The 19,652-nt window shown below is 61.8% G+C and carries 23 protein-coding genes; 11 read left to right on the forward strand and 12 right to left on the reverse strand.

Annotated elements, in window-relative coordinates; genetic code table 11:
* Positions 1-423: 423 nt before the first annotated feature.
* Positions 424-1,452, forward strand: coding sequence for an OmpA family protein (locus KY494_RS08685; RefSeq protein WP_219890637.1), 1,029 nt, complete (start codon positions 424-426; stop codon positions 1,450-1,452).
* A gap of 70 nt (positions 1,453-1,522) precedes the next feature.
* Positions 1,523-2,470: a YihY/virulence factor BrkB family protein gene (locus KY494_RS08690; RefSeq protein ID WP_219135685.1), complete on the forward strand. Its 948-nt coding sequence runs from the start codon at positions 1,523-1,525 to the stop codon at positions 2,468-2,470.
* A gap of 55 nt (positions 2,471-2,525) precedes the next feature.
* Here KY494_RS08690 and KY494_RS08695 read toward each other — a convergent pair whose 3' ends face one another.
* From KY494_RS08695 to KY494_RS08705, 3 genes are all read right to left on the reverse strand, one after another.
* Entirely contained in the window at positions 2,526-3,617 is a 1,092-nt protein-coding gene (locus tag KY494_RS08695) for an AI-2E family transporter (protein ID WP_219135760.1), read from the reverse strand.
* Positions 3,618-3,794: 177 nt separating this feature from the next.
* Positions 3,795-4,106, reverse strand: a complete 312-nt coding sequence (locus KY494_RS08700; RefSeq protein ID WP_219890638.1) for a BON domain-containing protein — start codon at positions 4,104-4,106, stop codon at positions 3,795-3,797.
* 82 nt (positions 4,107-4,188) lie between these two features.
* A complete protein-coding gene (locus KY494_RS08705; RefSeq protein WP_071078642.1) occupies positions 4,189-4,743 on the reverse strand; it encodes a hypothetical protein in 555 nt (184 codons plus the stop codon).
* Between the two features lie 269 nt (positions 4,744-5,012).
* Here KY494_RS08705 and KY494_RS08710 point away from each other — a divergent pair, with 269 nt between their 5' ends.
* The 3 genes from KY494_RS08710 (at position 5,013) to KY494_RS08720 (ending at position 6,026) form a co-directional block, all read left to right on the forward strand.
* Positions 5,013-5,459 carry a glycine zipper 2TM domain-containing protein gene (locus tag KY494_RS08710; RefSeq protein WP_219890639.1) on the forward strand — a complete coding sequence of 149 codons (447 nt, stop codon included), beginning with the start codon at positions 5,013-5,015 and terminating at the stop codon, positions 5,457-5,459.
* A gap of 67 nt (positions 5,460-5,526) precedes the next feature.
* Complete coding sequence (locus tag KY494_RS08715) at positions 5,527-5,679, forward strand: DUF3309 family protein (RefSeq protein WP_219890640.1); 153 nt, start codon at positions 5,527-5,529, stop codon at positions 5,677-5,679.
* 44 nt (positions 5,680-5,723) lie between these two features.
* Positions 5,724-6,026, forward strand: a complete 303-nt coding sequence (locus KY494_RS08720) for a hypothetical protein (RefSeq protein WP_219890641.1) — start codon at positions 5,724-5,726, stop codon at positions 6,024-6,026.
* A gap of 28 nt (positions 6,027-6,054) precedes the next feature.
* Here the strand turns inward: KY494_RS08720 and KY494_RS08725 are convergent, their stop codons facing one another.
* The 7 genes from KY494_RS08725 to KY494_RS08755 all read right to left on the reverse strand — a co-directional run bounded on the left by KY494_RS08725 (position 6,055) and on the right by KY494_RS08755 (position 10,622).
* Positions 6,055-7,209: a patatin-like phospholipase family protein gene (locus tag KY494_RS08725; protein ID WP_219135688.1), complete on the reverse strand. Its 1,155-nt coding sequence runs from the start codon at positions 7,207-7,209 to the stop codon at positions 6,055-6,057.
* Positions 7,210-7,374: 165 nt separating this feature from the next.
* The gene (locus tag KY494_RS08730; RefSeq protein WP_219890642.1) at positions 7,375-7,713 is read right to left on the reverse strand and encodes a hypothetical protein; all 339 of its coding nucleotides are present in this window, start codon (positions 7,711-7,713) and stop codon (positions 7,375-7,377) included.
* Between the two features lie 182 nt (positions 7,714-7,895).
* Positions 7,896-8,282, reverse strand: a complete 387-nt coding sequence (locus KY494_RS08735) for a phage holin family protein (protein ID WP_219135690.1) — start codon at positions 8,280-8,282, stop codon at positions 7,896-7,898.
* 18 nt (positions 8,283-8,300) lie between these two features.
* Positions 8,301-8,603, reverse strand: a complete 303-nt coding sequence (locus KY494_RS08740; protein WP_034786336.1) for a YqjD family protein — start codon at positions 8,601-8,603, stop codon at positions 8,301-8,303.
* A gap of 58 nt (positions 8,604-8,661) precedes the next feature.
* The gene (locus tag KY494_RS08745; protein WP_070224913.1) at positions 8,662-9,198 is read right to left on the reverse strand and encodes a ferritin-like domain-containing protein; all 537 of its coding nucleotides are present in this window, start codon (positions 9,196-9,198) and stop codon (positions 8,662-8,664) included.
* An 87-nt stretch (positions 9,199-9,285) separates the two neighbouring features.
* Complete coding sequence (locus tag KY494_RS08750; protein ID WP_219135691.1) at positions 9,286-10,185, reverse strand: OmpA family protein; 900 nt, start codon at positions 10,183-10,185, stop codon at positions 9,286-9,288.
* A 32-nt stretch (positions 10,186-10,217) separates the two neighbouring features.
* The gene (locus KY494_RS08755) at positions 10,218-10,622 is read right to left on the reverse strand and encodes a DUF4398 domain-containing protein (RefSeq protein ID WP_219135692.1); all 405 of its coding nucleotides are present in this window, start codon (positions 10,620-10,622) and stop codon (positions 10,218-10,220) included.
* Between the two features lie 260 nt (positions 10,623-10,882).
* Here KY494_RS08755 and KY494_RS08760 point away from each other — a divergent pair, with 260 nt between their 5' ends.
* Entirely contained in the window at positions 10,883-12,919 is a 2,037-nt protein-coding gene (locus tag KY494_RS08760; RefSeq protein WP_219890643.1) for an AsmA family protein, read from the forward strand.
* 182 nt (positions 12,920-13,101) lie between these two features.
* Positions 13,102-13,320: a glycine zipper 2TM domain-containing protein gene (locus KY494_RS08765; RefSeq protein WP_219135694.1), complete on the forward strand. Its 219-nt coding sequence runs from the start codon at positions 13,102-13,104 to the stop codon at positions 13,318-13,320.
* Positions 13,321-13,398: 78 nt separating this feature from the next.
* Here the strand turns inward: KY494_RS08765 and KY494_RS08770 are convergent, their stop codons facing one another.
* Positions 13,399-14,175, reverse strand: coding sequence for a Crp/Fnr family transcriptional regulator (locus tag KY494_RS08770; RefSeq protein ID WP_257572218.1), 777 nt, complete (start codon positions 14,173-14,175; stop codon positions 13,399-13,401).
* A gap of 177 nt (positions 14,176-14,352) precedes the next feature.
* On the opposite strand from KY494_RS08770, the gene KY494_RS08775 reads away from it, so the two are divergent.
* The 4 genes from KY494_RS08775 (at position 14,353) to KY494_RS08790 (ending at position 16,596) form a co-directional block, all read left to right on the forward strand.
* Positions 14,353-15,006, forward strand: a complete 654-nt coding sequence (locus KY494_RS08775; RefSeq protein WP_219890644.1) for a glycine zipper 2TM domain-containing protein — start codon at positions 14,353-14,355, stop codon at positions 15,004-15,006.
* A gap of 165 nt (positions 15,007-15,171) precedes the next feature.
* On the forward strand, positions 15,172-15,417 hold the full coding sequence (locus KY494_RS08780; RefSeq protein ID WP_219890645.1) for a hypothetical protein: 246 nt from the start codon (positions 15,172-15,174) through the stop codon (positions 15,415-15,417).
* A 184-nt stretch (positions 15,418-15,601) separates the two neighbouring features.
* Entirely contained in the window at positions 15,602-15,748 is a 147-nt protein-coding gene (locus tag KY494_RS08785; RefSeq protein WP_121670992.1) for a lmo0937 family membrane protein, read from the forward strand.
* A 167-nt stretch (positions 15,749-15,915) separates the two neighbouring features.
* The gene (locus KY494_RS08790) at positions 15,916-16,596 is read left to right on the forward strand and encodes an OmpA family protein (RefSeq protein ID WP_219890646.1); all 681 of its coding nucleotides are present in this window, start codon (positions 15,916-15,918) and stop codon (positions 16,594-16,596) included.
* A 70-nt stretch (positions 16,597-16,666) separates the two neighbouring features.
* Here KY494_RS08790 and KY494_RS08795 read toward each other — a convergent pair whose 3' ends face one another.
* Complete coding sequence (locus KY494_RS08795) at positions 16,667-19,513, reverse strand: pitrilysin family protein (RefSeq protein WP_219890647.1); 2,847 nt, start codon at positions 19,511-19,513, stop codon at positions 16,667-16,669.
* Positions 19,514-19,652: the final 139 nt, after the last annotated feature.

Raw genomic sequence — 19,652 nt, forward strand, 5'->3', positions numbered from 1 at the left:
GGAGGAAGCCAGACAAGGCAAGCGAATGCGGCAGGAATACAACATCAATGTAATATTAGTTATCAAGCTCATCATTGTTGCTAATATACAGTGGCATGCCAGTAACAAGTCGTACGATTGCCTCCCGTCGCGGCGCCCGGAAGTGGCCGTGATTGCAAAACTTTCCCGAGGCGAATTAGTTTTTTTCAACAGCAAAGTATTTGTCGTGAATCTGCAACACCATTGATATACCACAATGCTTTGTGCGCCAACGCACCGACTGGTTGAACCTGCAACCGTATTCTCTAGTCCAACAGCAGTGCATTTATCGCAAGAAAGCGCACCTGGAATTGTTGTCTATCGTCTATCTCTAGCAATAGCATGTCTGGCAGTTGTCGCATTGATGCAGCAGAGAAAATCTCTTATCAACGTTGGGAGTTACTTGTGAATAATCTAAAAAAAATCGCCGTTGCCGCCGCAGTACTGTGCTCCGCCCTCGGCGCACAGGCCCAGGAAATCAATCCCTCCTGGTACATTCAACCTAGCATCAACGCACTCAAGCCAGATTCCGACTTTGCCACGGATAAAACCGGCTATGGCGCAGGCTTGCGTTTCGGTAAACCTGTTTCCCCGGACTGGGATATCCAGCTGGGCACCACGTACGCCCGCTCCAAGGATGGCGGTCAGCGCTACCAGCAAAATACGCTGGGCGTAGACGGCCTGTACATGTTCTCGCGTAAAACCTTCCGTCCCTTCCTGCTGGTCGGTGCCGGCATGCAGCGCGACAAGGACACCAGCTCCGCCTTCGGTGAACGCACGAAGAGTTCGCCGTACGCCAGCGTGGGCCTGGGCTTCCAGTCCAGCATCACGGATCAATTGTCCCTCCAGGCTGACGTACGCAATGTGCACGGTTTCCTGCGCGGCAATACCTTCGACCCGAGCAGCAAGTCGAACAACTACTACGTCACCGTGGGCCTGAACTTCGCGTTCGACAAACCGCCTGCACCGCCGCCACCACCGCCACCGCCGCCAGTGCGCGAGGAAGTCGTCGTGGTCGTGCCGCCACCACCACCGCCACCACCGCCAGCACGCTTTGAAAAAGTGACGATGGCGGCAACGGAACTGTTCGCGTTCGACAGCGCCAAGCTGGGTCCGACACAGACCAAGCTCGACGAAATCGCCCGCGTGCTGAACGCAGCGCCGGACGTCAACAACGTCGTCATCAGTGGTTATGCCGACCGCATCGGCTCGCCCAAGTACAACCTGAAACTGTCGCAGCAGCGCGCTGATGCAGTCAAGGAATACCTGGTCGCCCATGGTGTGGCCGCCAACCGCCTGACGGCCGAAGGCAAGGGTTCCACCAATCCTGTCGTCACCTGCGATAACAAGAAGCGTGCCGACCTGATCAAGTGCCTGGAACCTAACCGCCGCGTTGAAGTGGAACAAATCACCATCGAACGCCGCGTGCAGTAAACTCAACAGTGGTACGCCACTTGTGAATAAAAAAAGGGGCTCGCGCCCCTTTTTTGCATTGAAAGTCATCATGAATTTTTCTACCCGCTATCCCCGACTGGCCGGCCTGGCGCCGTTCGGCAAGCAAATGCGCAGCGTCATCGTCTGTTCCGTCACCGAATGGCTGGAGCACCGCGCTTCAAGCAAGGGCGCCGCCCTCGCCTACTACACCCTGTTTTCCATCGCCCCCATCCTCGTGCTGGTGATTGCCATCGCCGGCTTTTTCTATGGTCCGGCCGCCGCGCGCGGCGAGCTGATGGGTCAACTGCAGGGTTTGCTGGGCACGCAGGGCGCCGAAGCCATCCAGCTGGTACTGGCCGGCGCGAAGAACCATGAGCAGGGCCGCATCGCCACCCTCATCGCCAGCGCCCTGCTGCTGTTTGGCGCCACCAGCGTGTTTGCCGAACTGAAAGCCAGTCTCGATGAAATCTGGCAAGTACCGCCGCTGAAGGAAGCGGGCGCCTGGGACATGCTGCGCACGCGTTTGCTGTCCTTCGGCCTGGTGCTGGTGCTGGCCTTCCTGCTGATGGTGTCGCTGGTGGTGAACGCCGCCATGGCCATCCTCGCCAACTTCTGGGAAGGCGTGTGGAAAGACACGGCCGTGCTGTTTACCATTTTGTCGAACCTGATCGGCTTTGCCGTCATCGCCAGCCTGTTTGCCGTCATCTATAAAATGCTGCCGCGCGTACGGTTGTCCTGGCGCGACGTGCTGATCGGCGCCGTGGGCACGGCCTTCATGTTTTCCCTGGGGAAATATGCGATTGGCGTGTATATCGGCAATAGCGGCGTGGCCAGCAGCTATGGCGCGGCCGGTTCGCTGGTGGCCCTGCTGCTGTGGGTGTATTACTCGGCGCAAATCTTCTTCCTGGGCGCCGAATTCACGCGCCAGTTCGCCCTGCAGCTGGGCAGCATGAAGGACATGCCGAAGACGGACGACGGCGACGTGCAAGTCAAGATACTGAAACGCCACCAGTCCTGAACGGACTGACGCATGTCAAAACGGCGCCCACGGGCGCCGTTTGCATGTTAGAGAACTACTCGCCCAGCAGCTCGGCCACCACTTCCATGCCTTGCACGCGCTCGGCCACCACCTTCACCATGACGATGATGGGCACGCCCAGCAACAAGCCCCAGACGCCCCACAACCAACCCCAGAACAGCAGGCTGATGAACACGGCCGTGGGATTCATGCGGGCGATGCGTCCCGTCATCCAGGTGGTGACAAAGGTGCCCACCAGGGTGGCGATGGCCATCGACGTGCCCGTCACCAGCAAGACCATTTGCAGCGATTCGAACTGCAAAAAGGCGACCAGGCCCGTGGCGATGGTGATGAGCAGCGGGCCGAAATACGGCATGATGTGCAGCAAGCCGGCCACGATGGCCCAGGCGCCCGCGTTTTCCAGGCCGATCATGCGCAGGGCGATCCACATCAGGACGGCCAGCAAGACATTCGTGACGAGCAGCATGAACATATAGTTCTGGATCGAGGTATTGATGTCTTCCAGGATGTGCACGGTGACCTTCTTGCGGCTCAGCGACGGTCCCGTCAGCTTGACGAGCTTGCGCTTGAAGGTATTGCCCGACAGCAGCAGGAAAAATACGAGGAAGATGACCATGGTCGCCTGGCTGAGAAAGCCCACCAGGCCCAGCGAGCCGGCCCAGACCCAGTCCATGATCTTGAAGTTGGGCGCCTCGGCGGCGGCGGCGGCGCGGTTGTTGCGGCGGGCCTCGGCGCCGGCGGCCACTTGCTCGATTGCATTGGCCACGGCCTGCATCTTCTGGAAGGTGCTGTTCTTGCCGCCCGTGTTCTCGGCGATCAGCCGCGACAGTTTTTGTGTGGCGGCCGGCAACTCTTCCACGATGGATTCAAATTCGCCCTGCACGCGCTCGATCACGACGACGGAACCGAACAGTATCAGGGCCGTGACGATCGTGGTGCCGATGGCGCGCGGCAGACGCAGCTTTTCCAGCCAGGTAACGACGGGATTGAGGGTATAGGCAATGAAAATGCCGAAGATGACGGGAATGAGGAATTTCTGTGCCCACTGCAGCGCATAGATGAAGCTGACGGTGGCGATGATGCCCAGGGCCAGGCCACGCGCATTGACATGCAGCGGCAGGCGCAAGGTTGAGTCTGGCTGCTCCACGGGCGCGCCGGGAGGTGGCCCGGCAGGCTCGGTGGAGGCAGCCGCCACCGGCTCGGGCGGGGTATCTGTAGGCTGGATATGCATGCGATTCCCGCGACGGTCGGTGGAGGGCCGCAGGACCAGCCCTGGGGCTGGGCACTGCGGCAGGTCAGGCCATTACTTGACGCGGATGTCGTTTTTCACCGACTTCACGCCCTTGACGCCACGGGCAATTTCGCCCGCTTTGGCGGCATCGGCTGGCTGGGCAACGAAGCCGCTCAGCTGAACCACGCCCTTGAAGGTTTCAACGTTGATTTCCGTCGATTTCAGGGTAGGCTCATTGAAGATGCTGGCTTTCACTTTGGTGGTGATGGCCGCGTCGTCCAGGTACTCGCCCGTGCCTTCTTTGGTTGGGGTCGAAGCGCAACCTGCAACGGCGAACAGGGAAGCGATGAACAGGCCAGTAGCGATAGATTTAGTGAATTTCATGGTTTTTTCCTTAGGAGTGGTCAATCAATGTGCTCACAATGAGCTTCTTATACCAGTGTGGTGACTGCGCGCCGGAGGGAGCTCAGTAGCCAAACTGGGTTTTTGCAGCCTTGATACAGTCATCCTTGGCTGCGCCGGCCAATGCATCGCATTTTTCTGTCGCGACCTTGTACTCGGCTTTTCTTTTTGCTTCACGCGCATCGCTGCGCGCTTCGATGACTTTCTTGTCTGCCTTGGCGTCAGCCAGGGCCGCCACCTTGGTGGACTTGGCCAGCTTGACGCAGACATCCTTGTCGTTGCCCGTCAGCGCATTGCAGCGGGCCAGGTCGACGTCGTAATTGGCATCGGCAATCTTGATGCGCGCCTTGGTGTAGGCACGCAGGGTATTCGTATATTGCGCCTGAGCAACTGCTTCATCGTAGGCGCGTACGGCCTTCGCTTCGGCGATGCAGACATCCTTCGGGTTGCCCGTGATTTTTTCGCACTCGGCATGTGCCAGCTTGTAATTCAGGCCCGCCTGTTCGTTGGCCGCCTTGTAGGCTGCTTTCGCTTCCGGCGTGGCGGCCACTGCCTGGCCGCCCCAGGCGGCGCATGCCAGGCTGACGACGATGGCGGTGAAGAGCTTATTCTTGTTCATGTTGTATTTCTCCCTGGTGGTAGCAAGCATGTCTGCTTGGCATGACTACCGTTTTACGTGGATCGCCGCCGCTCTTCTGTACGCTGCCGTACACAAGTAATTTATTTTGAACGCGGAAGGCAGTCAGGGAGAAATAACAACGTTTTGCTGGGTCGCTCCAACCCACAACGCCATTTTCGACAGCAAATAAGTGCGTGCGGCAGCGTACAGACCGGGGACAGGGGCGTGACTAAGATGGCACTACACCCTCACCTCGTCAGGAGAATAAAATGAAAACCAACGCCACCTTGGCTGCACTGATGCTCGCTGCCACCGCCGTGCTCAGCGGTTGCGCCACCGGCCCTACCCAGTCACAACAGTATTACCCGGCCAACCAGCCTGAGTCCGCCATGTACGGCACTGTCGACTCCATCCAGATCGTGCAAGGCGGCGGACAGAGCAGCGGCGCCGGCGCCGTGGTCGGCGGCATCGCCGGCGCCCTGCTGGGCAATACCATCGGTTCGGGCAGCGGACGCACGGCCGCCACCGTGGCGGGCGCCGTCGCCGGTGGCCTGGTCGGCAACCAGGTGGAAGGCCGCAAGCAGCAAGCGCAGGCCTACCAGATCAGCGTGCGCCTCGACAACGGCGAATACCGCACCGTGGTGCAGGACAGCGCGAATGATTTGCGCCCGGGCAACCGCGTGCGCGTCGTTGACGGCCGCGTCTACCGCTATTAATTTTCGGCGGCGCTTGCCAGCAAGCGTCCGCCATCCCGCATAAGTCGTACGATAACAAGGAGTTGCCATGGGCACCATCATTCTGATCATCTTGATCCTCGCCCTGGTCGGCGTCCTGCCTACCTGGCCGCATAGCCGCAACTGGGGTTACGGCCCCAGCAGCATCGCCGGCCTGGTCGTAGTGATACTGATCCTGCTATTACTGACGGGCAGGTTGTAAAAAAAGGCGCTGCGGCGCCTTTTCTATTTCAAGGAGGAAATATCATGACTATCCACAAGACACTCTTGGCCACCCTGTTCGCCTGCAGCCTGGCGCCACTGGCACTGGCCCAGACGGCCACACCGCAACCGGGCGACCCGCAACGCTGGTACCAGGAAGACAGCACGGCGCAAGCCCAGCTGCGCACCTTGCGTAAGGAAATCGCCGCAGCCCTGGCCGAGGCCAAAAAAGCCTGCCGTTCAGAACCCTCCGCCACGCGGGCCAGCTGCCTGAAGGATGCGCAAGATACTTACCGGCAAGACATGGCGAACGCGGAAAAACTGCGCGAGGCGGCGCATCCGCAGTGATGCGCCGTGCCGTTGCGACGCAGCCTGATCAGGCTGCGTCGCGTTCGTATGGGGGAAGTTCGTGCACCACCAGCGGCGTGTCTTCCGTGACAAAGGCCAGCCAGCCGGCCGCCTTGATGGCGCGCAAGGCGTCCTGGTAGCCCTGCTCCCAGCGCCATTCGATGGAGCCCTTGGAAAAATTGATATCCTTGGCCGCCATGTGCCAGTCGCGCCCCGCGTACGGCAAGCGCACGATGTGCATGGTGCTGTCGCAGCCCAGCGCTACCAGCTCTTCCGTCTGCTGGCGGTTGTGCGCGCTGTCGGGCAGCTTGGCGTACAGTTCGCGCAATTTGTGCTGCAAGGTATGCGTGTTGACGTAATCTTCGATATGCCGTTTCGAGCGCGAGGCGAAGGTGACGTCCTTTTGCCGCGTCTGCACTTCATCGAGGGTGGTCGGTTCCGGGCCTTCCGAACTCCATAAATCCACCATGAAGACGAGGGTGTCGACGTGGGGCGTGTCGTCGAGCACGGTTTCCAGCGGCGTGTTCGAGTACAGGCCGCCATCCCAATATAAATCGCCATCGACGCGCACACCGGCAAAGCCGGGCGGCAAGGCGCCGCTGGCGCGGATATGCTCGGCCGTCAGCGCTTGCTGCTGGCTGTCGAAACTGACGAGGCTGCCGCATTTGACGCGCAGCGCGTTGACCGTCAGGCGCATGCCGCCCGGCTGGTTCAGGTAATCGAAATCGACCAGTTCCTCCAGCGTGCTGGCCAGCTCGCCCGTATCGTAGAAGCTGGCTTCCTCCGGTTTCACGGCGATTCCGGCGGGAAACAGGCTGAAGGTGCGCGGCTTGAAGAAGCCGGGCACGCCGCGCAGCACCGTATCGAGCGTGGCCAGCCAGATGTTCGAGCGGCGCTGCTGATCAGAAATCATATTCATGTCGACGCTGTCGCGGTGCGCCACGCGCTGCCAGAACTGTTTCAACCGCACCAGCCTGTCCTCGTGCTTGTTGCCGGCCAAAATGGCGGCATTGATGGCGCCGATCGAGGTGCCCACCACCCAGTCGGGCGCCAGACCATGTTCGTGCAGCGCGTGGTAGACGCCGGCCTGGTAGGCACCCAGTGCGCCGCCGCCCTGCAGTACCAGCACGATGCGCAGGCGCGAGGGATTTAACTGATTGATCGGTGTCTTCGAATGCGTCATCAAGATGGCCCCTCTGTCCGCCGCGCGGAATGCGGCGGGTATCATTGTAAGGGATTGCGTCGGTGCGCGTCGGACCTTGGGTGCGGGCAAAAAAAAGTCGGACCTTGGGTGCGGGCAAAAAAAAACGCCGTCGATGACGGCGTTCCTGTGCAACATGGCTGGCGTTCAGCGCTTGCGGCGCAGCCAGCTGGCGGCAACGGCGGCCACGGCCACGAGGACCAGGGCCGGCTTGACCAGCTTCTTGCGACCGATGAACGATAGCGCCGTCAGCACGTAGGGCATGGCGCCTTGCAAACGCATGCCGCCCGGCGCCAGCAAGGACTCGACGCGGTGGCCGGCAAAACCGACCGCCGTCTCGACCACGCCCTGCAACAGCGATTCGGGACGCAATGCATAGCCTACGTTGGCGCGCGCATGCACGATGCCGACGCGATACATTTCACCCTGGGCGATCAGCATGCGCTTGCGGGCGGCTTGCGCCGCCGGTTTGTCGTTTTCCGACATGAATTCTCCTCGTAAGGCAGCTGAGAGCCTATCCCAGTAGATGAATACATCCCCTGTTGGCGCCCCTCAGAAGCGGGGACTGCGTTGATCGTCGTCGCGTGGCTCGCCACGCGTCCTCCTCACGCCTTGTCCGCGCTCCTGATGAACTACCAGCAGATGACGCTCACTACTGGAATAGGCTCTTACATCAGCATGTCGCGGTCGGCCTTCAATTCCGCCATGGTGGCGGGCATGGACAACTTTCCTTGACTCAGCATGGCGCGCGCATACATGACCAGCGCGATGGCCAGCAGTACGAACACGACCGTCATGATCGCCAGGATCTTCCAGCCCAGGCTATCCCAGGCCAGGAAAACGATCAGCACGCTGCCGTAAGCGATGGCAAACAAGCCCGCCACCGTCGCCAGCGCGAAAATGACCACCAGCTGCAGCATGTGATTGCGCACTTCCGACAGTTCGATGGTGGCCAGTTCCAGCCGCGACAACATCAGTCCGACGGCATTCTTGGCCAGGCCGGCGACCGAGCCGATCAATCCCGGCCCCTGGTGAGACGAAGCAGACTTGTCCATATCGCTCCTGACAGTGGATTACTTGCGGCCCAGGATGAAGCCGACCAGCACGCCGACGCCAGCGGCGACGGCCACCGTGCGCCATGGATTTTCCTTGACATAACCGTCCGCCTGGGAGGCGAGCTGCTTGGTGGCAACGATGGCAGACGCTTGCGCTTCGTGCGCCTTGGCCAGGGCGGCGTCCAGGGTTTTCATGCCCTTGACGCGCACTTCATCGGCTTTTTCGCCGGTCAGGGCGGCAGCGGCGCTGAACAGGGCTTGCGCATCCTTGACCAGGGTTTTAACATCGTTATTGACGGTGGTGATATTGTTTTCCAACATGGTTTAGCTCCTTAGCTGTGGATGAATGTAGTTACTATACCTACTTTACTCAAAAACACTATTCCATTAGATCGCGCATATCATCGGCGTGCTCTTCTTCGACAGCCATGATTTTGATCAACAAATGGCGCGTGGTCGGGTCTTTGTCGCCGATTTTGACGATCATCTGGCGATACGACTCGATCGCCACCCGTTCCGCGATCAGATTGGCACGCACCATGCTTTGCACGTCTTCGGAGTCATCATACTCGGCATGGCTACGTGCAAGCAATGTTGCCGGATTAAAATCTGGCTTGCCATTCAATTGCACGATGCGTTCGGCCAGCCAGTCGGCGTGTTCCTGCTCCTGCTGCGCATGTTCCAGGAACTCGGCCTTGATGGTGCCATTGTCGCGCCCACTCACGGTGTAGTAATGGCGCTTGTAGCGCGCAATACACACCAGTTCGGTGGCCAGCGCCCCATTCAGCAGGGTGATCAACTCCTGGCGATCGCCCTGGTAGCCGGCCGTCACGGCGCCGTCGTCCAGGTTTTTGGCGGCCGCGCGGATGGCGGCCGTGTCGATACCAGCTGGAATCTCAACAGATGTTTGGGTCATGATGTTTCCTTTCAAGTCTTGCATGGGTATCCACCGGCCAACCTTCGGCCGGTGCTGCCTTTCTACTGCCGCGTCAACTGACGCGGCTTAGCGGCGGGCGGGAATGGCCGTGTTATCTTCGGACAAGACGATTTCCACACGGCGATTCAGCTGGCGATTCGCCGCGCTGTCATTGCCGGCGGCCGGATAGGCGGCGCCGTAGCCTTTCGTGGCGATGCGGTCGCGGCCGATGCCTTGTTCCAGCAATGCATTGCGCACGGATTCGGCGCGGCGTTGCGACAGTTCCAGGTTATGCGCGGAGCCGCCCGTGCTATCCGTAAAACCTTCGATCAGCACGGTGCGCTGCGGGTTGTTTTTCAGTACGTCGGCCAGCTTGCGCGCCGTATTCACGCCATCGGCCGTCAAGTTCGCCTTGTCCGTGCCAAACAGCACGTCACCCAGGGTGATGACCATGCCGCGTTCGGTTTTCTTGGCGGCCAGGTCGGCCAGTTGCGCTTCGAGTCCGGCGGCGCGGGCTTGCGCATCGCGGGCCGACGCTTCGGCCGCTTGCGCCTGGGCCTTGGCCGCTTGCGCATCCGCTTGCGCCGACTGGGCGCGGGCCGTGGCCTGGTCAGCCTGCTGCGTGCGCGCATCGAGGCGCAATTGATCGCGCTGCTTGCCGGCGTTGGCGACATCGGCTTCCGCGGCTTTCTGCTTGGCGACTTCTTGCGCCGTGGCTATCTTTTGCTTGGCCAGATAGGCCAGCTTGTCGACTTTTTCGCTATCATCCTGGCGCGTGGCGGCCGCGTTTGCCGCTTCCAGCGCAGCGCTGGCTTCGCGGAATTCGCGTGGCGCATAGGTCGATACCAGCGGGTTCGATTGCGCCGCCATGTAGTCGCCGCGCGTCTGGTCAAGCAGGCTGGTGGTGGTCGGTGCGGAGCTGCAGGCGGCAACAAGAGCGGCCATGGCCAGCAGGCCGGGAATCGTGGTGTAAGTGGCTTTTTTCATGATGGAATCCTGTTATTAGTTATTGTTGTTGATTATTGTTTTGGAGCTTGCTGATTGGCACGGTCGAGTTCTTCGCGCATGACGCGGATGTTCTCGTTGATTTCATCGGCGGCGCTGGTGGCCTTGGCCGAGTTGGCCTTGCTTTGCGCCAGCTTGGCATCGGCTTGCGCCTGGTCGGCCAGGTCGCGCGCCAGTTTGTAGTCGTGGTCTTTCAAGGCTTGGTTAGCCATGCGCATTTTTTCGCGGGCCGAACGCATTTCATCGGGCGCCAGCTCGGCGGCGCCGGCGCTGGCGGCATTATCGACGGCGGCGCGCGACACGGCGACATCGGCCGTGGCTGGCGTTTTCAGGCTGGAACAGCCCGTCATCAGAACAACGGCGGTGAGGCAGGCGGCCAGAGCGGTCACGGGGGTTTTGATGAAATCTCGGTTTGTCATTTTTTTTCTCCTGGAGAATGTTAAGCGGTAGGTATCAACGTCGGTACATCTGGAATCAGGAACTGCGTTTGATGTATGACGTTATAGGCTCTTGCTCCCCACATATCCGTTCGGTGCCGCACATAGAGTAAGAAATCGACAATACTTGCATGGGCAACGTGCGCCAGCGCACGTGCCGGGCCGTAAAAGCGAGAAACGGGCCCGGCTTTGTAGCGATTCCTGTAGCATCGTGTCTACTTGTCCAGAAAGAATAGTCCCCCATGCAACTGTCACGCCGCCAGAAAATCGCCCTCGCCAGTGCTACCGTACTTATCGCATTACCCGTCGTCGCCACCGTCGTCCTGCTCAATATGGACTGGAACCGCGCCAAGCCCTGGCTCAATGCGCGCGCCAGCGAAGCGCTGGGCCGGCCCTTCGCCATCGCGGGCGACCTGTCGCTGACATGGCAACAGCCATCGACGGCGGGGCAACAAGGCTGGCGCGCCTACCTGCCGTGGCCGCACTTGCAGGCCAAGGACGTGCGCCTGGGCAACCCAAGCGCCATGGCAGGAACGGATGAGCAGGCGCAGCTGGCCAGCGTGAGCCAGCTGGCGTTCACACTCAATCCCCTGGCCCTGCTGGGCAAGAAAATCATCATCCCGCAATTGCGCTTCGACACGCCGCAGGTGCGCTTGTTGCGCAACAAGGATGGCAAGAACAACTGGACCTTCGACAAGCAGAAGCAGCCGTCGCCTTGGCAGCTGGAACTGCAAAGCGTGGTCTTCAGCAAGGGCAGCGTGACCTTGGACGATGCTGTCACGCACACGGCGATGCGCGCCGACGTCGACACCATCGCGGACGATGCGCGCTACGGCATCGCCTGGAAGCTGTCGGGAAAATACCGCGGCGAAAGCGTCCAGGGCGGCGGCAAGGCGGGCGGCGTGCTGTCGCTGCAGCAGCAAGGCACGCCCTTCCCCATCCAGGCCGACATGCGCGCAAGCGGCAGCAGCGTGGCCATCGAAGGCACGCTGACGCGCCCGGCGGACCTGGCCGCGCTCGACGTGCGCCTGAAAATATCCGGGCCCAGCATGGCGCGCCTGTATCCCTTGACGGGCGTGTTGCTGCCGGAAACGCCACACTTCAGCACGGAAGGCCATTTGACGGGCACGCTGGCGCCGCGCGGCGGCGAATGGGTGTACGACCAGTTCAGCGGCAAGGTGGGTTCCAGCGACATCAGCGGCAAGCTGGCGTTTTCCGCCAGCAAGCCGCGCAAGCGCCTGACGGGTGAAGTCCACTCGCGCCTGCTGCAATTTTCCGACCTGGGTCCGCTGGTGGGCGCCGATTCCAGCGCCAGCAAGAAGGAGCGTGGCGTGCCGTCGACGCAGCCGGCCGGCCGCGTGCTGCCGGTGGAAACCTTCAAGACGGAGCGCTGGACCAGCCTGGATGCCGACGTGCGCTACACGGCCGATAAAATCACGCGTGACGCCGAGTTGCCGATCAGCAAGCTCGACACGCATCTGGTACTGACGGATGGCGTGCTGTCCCTGACGCCGCTCAACTTCAACGTGGCGGGCGGCACCCTGACGTCGCAGATCAAGCTGGACGGCAGCGGCAAGGTCATCGCCAACGGCATCGCGGCCGAACTCAAGGCCAGCGCCCGCCATCTGCACATCCAGCAACTGTTTCCCCGCCTGCCGGCCCTGCAGGCCAGCGTGGGCGAAATCAATGGCGACGCTTCGCTGTCGGCCACGGGCAATTCCGTCGCCAGCCTGCTGGGCGGTTCAAACGGCGAAGTGCGCGCGCTGATCGACCGGGGCAGCATCAGCAAGCTGCTGCTGGAAGAAATGGGCTTGAATATCGGCAGTATCGTGCTGACCAAGCTGGTGGGCGACAAGCAGGTCAAGCTGAACTGCATGGCCGCCGATTTCGTCGTCACCAAGGGGCTGATGCGCACGCGCCAGTTCCTCGTCGACACGGACGATGCCGTGCTGCATATCGACGGCACGGTGAACCTGGCCAACGAGCAGCTGGACCTGACCTTGCAGCCGGACAGCAAGGGCTTGCGCATCTTTTCGCTGCGCTCGCCCCTGTATGTGCGGGGCACCTTCAGCAAGCCCGACGTGAGCGTCGACAAGGGCGTGCTGGCCCTGCGCGCCGGCGGCGCCCTGGCGCTGGCCGTGGTGGCGCCCGTGGCGGCGCTGCTCCCGCTGGTGAATGCCGGTCCCGGCGAGAACAGCGAATGCGCAGCCCTGCTGGCCCAGGCGCGCATCAAGCCGGTGGCGCCGAAACCGGGCAAGACACCGCGCAAAAGCCGGTGAGTCACACTTGGCCGTGCACGATTACAATTGTTACAGCCCTATGTGCGTTGCCGAACAGACCCTGCCTTGTCACAATCCTATTCTGTGATCGTGCCTGAAACACCCAAGACGTGGCGATACGAAATTCCACCGGCCCCCTGCCAGGCCGGCGCCACGAGGTCCGAATTCATAGGAGAACTATCATGCAAATCATTAAAAAAATCGCCGCTACCACTTCCGTTGTCGCTCTGCTGCTGAGCTTGACCGCTTGCGCGAATATGTCGGGCCAGGATAAAAACACGGCCATCGGCGCTGGTATCGGCGCCGTTGCCGGCTCCGTGCTGACCGGCGGCAGCGCTGTCGGCGCTGTCGGCGGTGCCGCAGTCGGCGGCGTGATCGGTAACCAGGTCAAGCCGAAGTAATTGGCGCTCAAGAAAGCGGGGTGGGTGCCCAGGCGCCCACCCCGCTTTTTTGCGTCCGCGGCACACAGATGAGGAAAATCAGACGAAGACGTTGGCCATGCCGATGGCGCCGCTGTCCTTGACCAGCGCATAGCAGCGGCAGGAAACGGCTTCCAGACCGGCCGAATCGAGGATTTCGATATTGCCGCGGCTGTAGGTAATCAGTTTTTGCTGTTGCAGCGCGCTGGCCGCCTTGGTCACGCCGACCCGCCGCACGCCCAGGGTATGGGCGAGGAATTCATGCGTCAGGTGAAATTTTTCCGACTGCAGGCGGTCGCGCGTGATCAGCAGCGAACGGGCCAGGCGCGCCTCGAGCACGTGAAAGCGGCTGCACACGGCAATCTGGATGGCTTGCGCCAGCAAGGTGTCCGTGTAGCGGTACAGCAGGCGCTGCAGGGAATCGAGCTGGGCGAACTCGGCGCAGAACTCGGCCCGCCCGATGCGGCTGGCCGTACCGGAACGTTGCACCACGGCACGCACTTGCGCCAAGTCATGGCCCAGCGCGACGGAAGCGCCCAGCACGCCTTCGCGGCCGACGGAACCCACTTCCAGGGTCATCCGGCCTTCCGCCACGGCCAGCAGCGAGATCAGGCAGTCGCCGGGGAAATAGATGTGACCGATATGCTGGCCCGGTTCGTACAGCACCTCGCCCACCTCGACCGTGACGCTATCGAACAGCGCCGTCAGGTGCCGCAAGTCGTGCTCGGGCAGGCTGGCCAGCAAGCGGTTACCGGCATCAAGCGCGCCCGCAGGCGTGCCCAGGCCGGATCGGCCTGCATCGCGGGACAGGGTCATGCTGGCGTTCGTTGGTGGCATTGCTTTTCCTTGGTGTCGTTACAACTCGACATAATTTTTACTTAGCCTACGGCGCAGTACCGTCCCTGTATGTACGGTGACGCACGGAAGCGGGGCACGCGGCACAGCACACTGGCTGCATGCACGGATAACACGCACTACCCATTTCATTATTTCAAAAAAACCAAGGAGCTCTCCATGACTACCACCACCAAATCCCTCCATCCGCTGGTGCTTGCCGCCGCCGTCGCCGTCCTGCTGTTTTGCGGCGTGGGCACGGCGGCCCTGATGGGCTGGCTGCCCTCGTCCCAGCGCGATGCCCAGCCACTGGCGGCCAGCACGTCGGCCGAACAGCTGGCCAGCTTGCAGGCGAACCAGCCGCAAGCGAACTTGCAGCCTGCCGGCGCGCAAGCGCTGGCCGCCCTGCCGCCGCAGCAACAGCAGCAACCCGTGCGCCAGCCGCAGCCACAGCAGCAACCACAGCAAGAATATGCGGCCGCCCCGGCGCCGCAGGTGTGCAGCAATTGTGGTGTGATCGAAGCCATCCATGAAGTCAATACGCGCGCCGAAGGCAGCGGCGTGGGCGCGGCCGGCGGCGCCGTCGTCGGCGGCTTGCTGGGCAACCAGGTGGGCGGCGGCCACGGCAAGCAGCTGGCCACCGTGCTGGGCGCCGTTGGCGGTGCCGTGGCCGGCAACCAGATCGAAGGCAGCGTGCGCGCCACGCGCAGCTACAACATCGTCGTACGCCTCGACAACGGCAAGACGCGCACCGTGCACCAGAGCGCCGCGCCGAACTGGCGCCAGGGCGACCGTGTGCGCGTCGTCAACGGCGGCTTGCGCGCCATCGGCTAAGCGAACCGCGGCGGTATCGCTGCCGCCATGCGTGGCAAATCGAACACACGCCCGGCCCGTCCGGGCGTTTTCTTTTTGGCAATGTTCGTTGGCGTACAGATGAGTACGCCGTCCCGCGAGATGATGCACTCAGGAAAGTTCAACGAATATCTTCAAGGAGCTGCGATGGAAAACGACAAGGCAGGCGGTAAGCGGATCTGGCTCGGCTTTATCGGGGCCGGCATTCTGGCCACCGCGCTGGGTTTCTGCGCGCTGGACCTGGCGCCATTGCAAGCGAGCGCCCCCGTGTTCGGCGTGATGCTGCTGTTGACGGGCGGCATGGTCAGCTGCCTGGCGGGCGCCGTCGGCATGGCCGGCATGCTGGCCTGGATACCGGGCATGGCAGACGACCACGCTGACCGGTCCCGATAGTTGATCCTTGTGTACGACAGCGTACAGAACTCAAGCGAAACAAAGTAGACACTTAGTCATGGCATCAGCGTTCAGCGACCCAATCGCCGCGCAATGACAAAAAACCGATGACGGCGCCACGCGCCAGCGCCCGCAAGGGCAAGGCAGTCGCCGTCATCCACACATTACTCTCGGAGGACATATCATGTTGTATACAATCGCCGTCGTACTCATTATTCTTTGGCTGCTGGGCCTGGTAACTTCCTATACCATTGGCGGCTTCATCCACATCCTGCTGGTAGTCGCGGTCATCATGATCCTGTTGCGCCTGATCAGCGGGCGCGGTTTATAGCCCAGGCCGTTAGCCTGGCCTGACAAGAGCGGCGCGCGTGCAAACGGGCGCCGCTCTTTTGCCGCCATTTACCGACAGTGGGCACGCACTGGCAAGCAGCTTCATTTTGCAGTAACGTGTACGGGTAGTCCTGGGTATGTCCCAATAACAAAACAAGGAGAAAATCCATGAAAGCATTCAAAAACGGCCCTGGCGCCAAATCCCTGATCGGCATGCTGGTCCTCGCGCTGGCCGCCACTGGCTGCGCGGATATGTCCTCGACGCAACGTGGCACGGCCACGGGCGCCGGCATCGGCGCGGGCCTGGGCGCCTTGATCGGCGGCACCACCGGCGGCGGCAGCGGCGGCCGCACGGCCGGCGGCGCCCTGCTCGGTGCGGCAGCTGGCGCCGTGGTCGGCAATATCTGGTCGAACCGCATGGAAAACCAGAAGCGCGCGATGGAACAAGCGACACAGGGTACGGGCGTGCAAGTGTCGCAGACGGCCGATAACCGCCTGAAAATGGAAATTCCAAGCGATATTTCCTTCGACACCAACCGCGCCGACATCAAGGGCAACTTCCGCCCCATTCTCGACCGTTTTGCCGCCACCCTGAATGAAAACCCGAACACCACGGTCAGCATCATCGGCCATACGGACAGCACGGGCAGCGCTTCCATCAACGAACCGCTGTCGGTGGAACGCGCGGCCCACACGCGCGACTACCTGGCCATGCGCGGCGTGTCGCCAACGCGCGTCGTCACGGAAGGCCGCGGCGCCCGCGAGCCGATCGCCTCGAATGCGGATGCGGCCGGACGCGCACGCAACCGCCGCGTGGAAATCTATGTTGCAGAATTAGCACCACGCTAAGTTGACACGCATCAATAAAAAACCCGCTGGCAAGGTGACTTGCCAGCGGGTTTTTTCTATGTAAAACGGATTATTTCGACGTCGTTGCCTTGGCGCCGCTTTCGCCCTCTTTCGCCACCTTGGCAAAATCGCCCGCCGTCACGATCGACACGGCCGATGGCTTCAGGTACTCGCGCAAGCCCTGGTTCACTTGCGCCAGGGTCAATGCTGCCACTTTCGTTTCCAGGTCCTTGTCGTAGGCCATGGTGCGGTCTTGCGCCAGGTAGCCGGCCAGTTCCCGCGCCAGGCCGCTATCCTGCGTGCGGCCCACTTCCTGTGATTGCAGCCAGCCCTTCTTCGCCTCGGCCAGTTCCGCTTCCGTGTAGCCGTCGGCCAGCGCCCTGGCGATTTCCTCGCGCAGGGCCGCTTCCACCTTGGCCGTGTTTTGCGGCGCGCTGATGGCGTAGGCAAACCAGAAGCCGGCCGGCTCGCGCGACGGGATGCTCACTTGCGAGCCGACGCCGTACGACAGGCCTTCCTTCTGGCGGATGCGGTCGGCCAGGCGGCTGCGCAAGGCGCCGCCACCGAGCATGTGGTTGGCGATCACCAGCGCCGGATAGCCGGACGCATCATCCTTGAGCGCAATCGGCTGGAAGGCAAACAGCACGCTGTTGGCCTTGTCCGGCGTTTCCAGCGTGACTTTCTCGCCGCTGACGGGCTTGACGGCGTCGGGAATGCGCACATACGGCTGCTGCGCCTTCCAGTTGCCGTACAGGCTGGCCACCTGCGCCTTCAGCGCGGCCGGGTCGAAGTCGCCCACGGCGGTAAAGGTGGCGTTCGACGCGCCATAGTAGGCGCCATGGAAGGCTTTCACATCGGCCACCTTGATGGCTTTCCATTGCGCCAGTTCTTCCGGCAAGGTGCCGATATGGCGCACATGGCCTGGCGGCGTGGCGTCGAGCAGGCGGCGGAAGGCGTTCACGGCCTGCGGCTGCGGTTCAGGCAATTCCTGCTCCGCGCGGCCGACCTGCTCGCGCTGCAATTCCAGGAATTCCGTTTCGTTCAGGGCCGGCTTTTGCAACACTTGCGCCAGCAGGTCCATGGCGGCCGGCAAATTCTCGCGTTTGCCCGTCAGCATGGCGGTCACGCCCTCGGCGTCGCCGGAAATGGCCACTTGCGTGCCCAGCTGGTCGAATTTGTCCTTCACTTCCTGGCGCGACAGTTTATCCGTGCCGCGCGACAACAGATTGGCCGTGTAGCTGCCCACTTGCCCCTTGCCGCGCAAGCTCTCTTCGCTGCCGATCTGCAATTTCAGCACGACGCTGACGGTGCTGCCCTTGGTTTTCTTCGGCAGCAAGGCCCCCTTCAAGCCGTTCGGCAAGGTGAAGCGCTGGGTACGCGCTTCGATATTCTCGGGGCTCGGGTCGAACATCTCGCCCTGCGCCACCACGGCGCGTCCCGTGTAGCCGGCCAGTTGCGGCGCCACGTCGGCATAGGCCGGCACGACGGTGCGGTCCGGCGCATCGGTGGGGATGAAACGGCCCAGGGTGCGGTTCGAGCTCTTCAGGTATTTCTCGGCCGCCGCCTGCACCTGCGCCGTCGTCAGTTTTTCCAGCTGGTCGCGCTGCAGGAAGAACAAACGCCAGTCGCCGGCCGCCAGGGACTCCGTCAGGGCGATCGTCATGCGCGCCGTGTTCGAGGTGATCAGTTCCACCTGCTTGTTCAGTTGCTGCTTGACGCGCGCCACTTCCGCCTCCGTGATCGGCTGCGATTTCAACTCTTCCAGCACTTTCAGCATGGCCGCTTGCGCCGCATCCAGGTTGCCATCGACGGGCACCAGCGCGCCGAACAGGTTGTAGCCCGGCTCCAGGTTGCTCACGGAGTTGTATTCGATCTTGCTGGCCAGCTTGGTTTCCACCAGCGCCTTGTGCAGGCGGCCGGCCGGTGCGTCCGTCAGCACGTGGCCGAGCACCTCGATGGCGACGGCGTCCGGGTTACCGGACGGCGCCACGTGGTAGCCGGCGCCGACGAACTGCGTGCCGCCGCTGCGGCGCACCGTCACGGCGCGCTCGCCATCTTGCACGGGCTCGGCCGTGTAGGTGGGTTCGATCACGCGCGTGGGTTTCGGGATCTTGCCAAACAGGTCATTGATCTGTTTCAAGACCTTGGCTTCATCGAAGCGGCCCGCCACCATCAGCACGGCGTTATCCGGCTGATAATATTTATGATAAAACGCGCGCAAACGGGGAATGTTCACCTGTTCGATGTCGGAGCGGGCGCCGATGGTCGACTTGCCATAGTTGTGCCAGTCGTAGGCGATGGCCTGGATGCGTTCGCTGGTCACGCCGATCGGGTCGCTCTCGCCCATTTCGAACTCGTTGCGCACGACGGTCATTTCGCCTTTTTTCGTGACGGGATTCCACAGGTCGTTCTGGTCGATGGCGGCGTTGACCATGCGGTCCGCTTCCATGGCCAGCATCTGGCGCAGGTTGTCGTCGTTGGCGGGGAAGGTGGCGTAGTAATTGGTGCGGTCGTACCAGGTGGTGCCGTTGAACTGCGCGCCCGTCGAATTCAGGATCTCGACGGGGGTTTTCGTGCCCTTCCTGACGCCGAAGTTGGCGCTGGGCTTGAACAGCAGGTGTTCGAGCAAGTGGGCCATGCCCGTTTCGCCATAGTTTTCATGGCGCGAACCGACCAGGTAGACGATGTTGGTGGTCAGCGTCGGCTTGCTGGCATCGGGGAACAACAGCACGCGCAAGCCATTGCTCAGCCGGTATTCGGTGATGCCTTCGACGGACGTGACCTTGACGGCGGCGCCGCGATTCGGTGCGGCCTTGCCGGTTTTCTGGGTCGGTGCGGCTTCCACCGGGGTGGCGGCCAGGATGAACGACGGCGAGAGGATGCCGGCGGCAAGCAAGAGGGCGGTAATAGGTTTCAAGTCAGAATCCTGGTAACACTACGTTATTAGACGAGCGCAAAAGCGGGCGCAATGGAATACGAACGCAAGAATTGCCATGGACCCGCGCTGCGTCTTCGCTGCCCAGGGAAATCATTGCTCTCACAATTTACGGCATACT

Origin of the sequence: Janthinobacterium sp. PAMC25594 (assembly GCF_019443505.1) — a bacterium.
In the GTDB taxonomy this organism is placed as follows: Bacteria; Pseudomonadota; Gammaproteobacteria; order Burkholderiales; family Burkholderiaceae_D; genus Janthinobacterium.

Bases quoted from the DNA above. Each gene is read 5' to 3' on its own strand.
- KY494_RS08690 (WP_219135685.1), top strand. From the start codon at position 1,523: ATGAATTTTTCTACCCGCTATCCCCGACTGGCCGGCCTGGCGCCGTTC.
- KY494_RS08700 (WP_219890638.1), bottom strand. From the start codon at position 4,106: ATGAAATTCACTAAATCTATCGCTACTGGCCTGTTCATCGCTTCCCTG.
- KY494_RS08705 (WP_071078642.1), bottom strand. From the start codon at position 4,743: ATGAACAAGAATAAGCTCTTCACCGCCATCGTCGTCAGCCTGGCATGC.
- KY494_RS08710 (WP_219890639.1), top strand. From the start codon at position 5,013: ATGAAAACCAACGCCACCTTGGCTGCACTGATGCTCGCTGCCACCGCC.
- KY494_RS08715 (WP_219890640.1), top strand. From the start codon at position 5,527: ATGGGCACCATCATTCTGATCATCTTGATCCTCGCCCTGGTCGGCGTC.
- KY494_RS08720 (WP_219890641.1), top strand. From the start codon at position 5,724: ATGACTATCCACAAGACACTCTTGGCCACCCTGTTCGCCTGCAGCCTG.
- KY494_RS08725 (WP_219135688.1), bottom strand. From the start codon at position 7,209: ATGACGCATTCGAAGACACCGATCAATCAGTTAAATCCCTCGCGCCTG.
- KY494_RS08730 (WP_219890642.1), bottom strand. From the start codon at position 7,713: ATGTCGGAAAACGACAAACCGGCGGCGCAAGCCGCCCGCAAGCGCATG.
- KY494_RS08735 (WP_219135690.1), bottom strand. From the start codon at position 8,282: ATGGACAAGTCTGCTTCGTCTCACCAGGGGCCGGGATTGATCGGCTCG.
- KY494_RS08740 (WP_034786336.1), bottom strand. From the start codon at position 8,603: ATGTTGGAAAACAATATCACCACCGTCAATAACGATGTTAAAACCCTG.
- KY494_RS08745 (WP_070224913.1), bottom strand. From the start codon at position 9,198: ATGACCCAAACATCTGTTGAGATTCCAGCTGGTATCGACACGGCCGCC.
- KY494_RS08750 (WP_219135691.1), bottom strand. From the start codon at position 10,185: ATGAAAAAAGCCACTTACACCACGATTCCCGGCCTGCTGGCCATGGCC.
- KY494_RS08755 (WP_219135692.1), bottom strand. From the start codon at position 10,622: ATGACAAACCGAGATTTCATCAAAACCCCCGTGACCGCTCTGGCCGCC.
- KY494_RS08760 (WP_219890643.1), top strand. From the start codon at position 10,883: ATGCAACTGTCACGCCGCCAGAAAATCGCCCTCGCCAGTGCTACCGTA.
- KY494_RS08765 (WP_219135694.1), top strand. From the start codon at position 13,102: ATGCAAATCATTAAAAAAATCGCCGCTACCACTTCCGTTGTCGCTCTG.
- KY494_RS08770 (WP_257572218.1), bottom strand. From the start codon at position 14,175: ATGCCACCAACGAACGCCAGCATGACCCTGTCCCGCGATGCAGGCCGA.
- KY494_RS08775 (WP_219890644.1), top strand. From the start codon at position 14,353: ATGACTACCACCACCAAATCCCTCCATCCGCTGGTGCTTGCCGCCGCC.
- KY494_RS08780 (WP_219890645.1), top strand. From the start codon at position 15,172: ATGGAAAACGACAAGGCAGGCGGTAAGCGGATCTGGCTCGGCTTTATC.
- KY494_RS08785 (WP_121670992.1), top strand. From the start codon at position 15,602: ATGTTGTATACAATCGCCGTCGTACTCATTATTCTTTGGCTGCTGGGC.
- KY494_RS08790 (WP_219890646.1), top strand. From the start codon at position 15,916: ATGAAAGCATTCAAAAACGGCCCTGGCGCCAAATCCCTGATCGGCATG.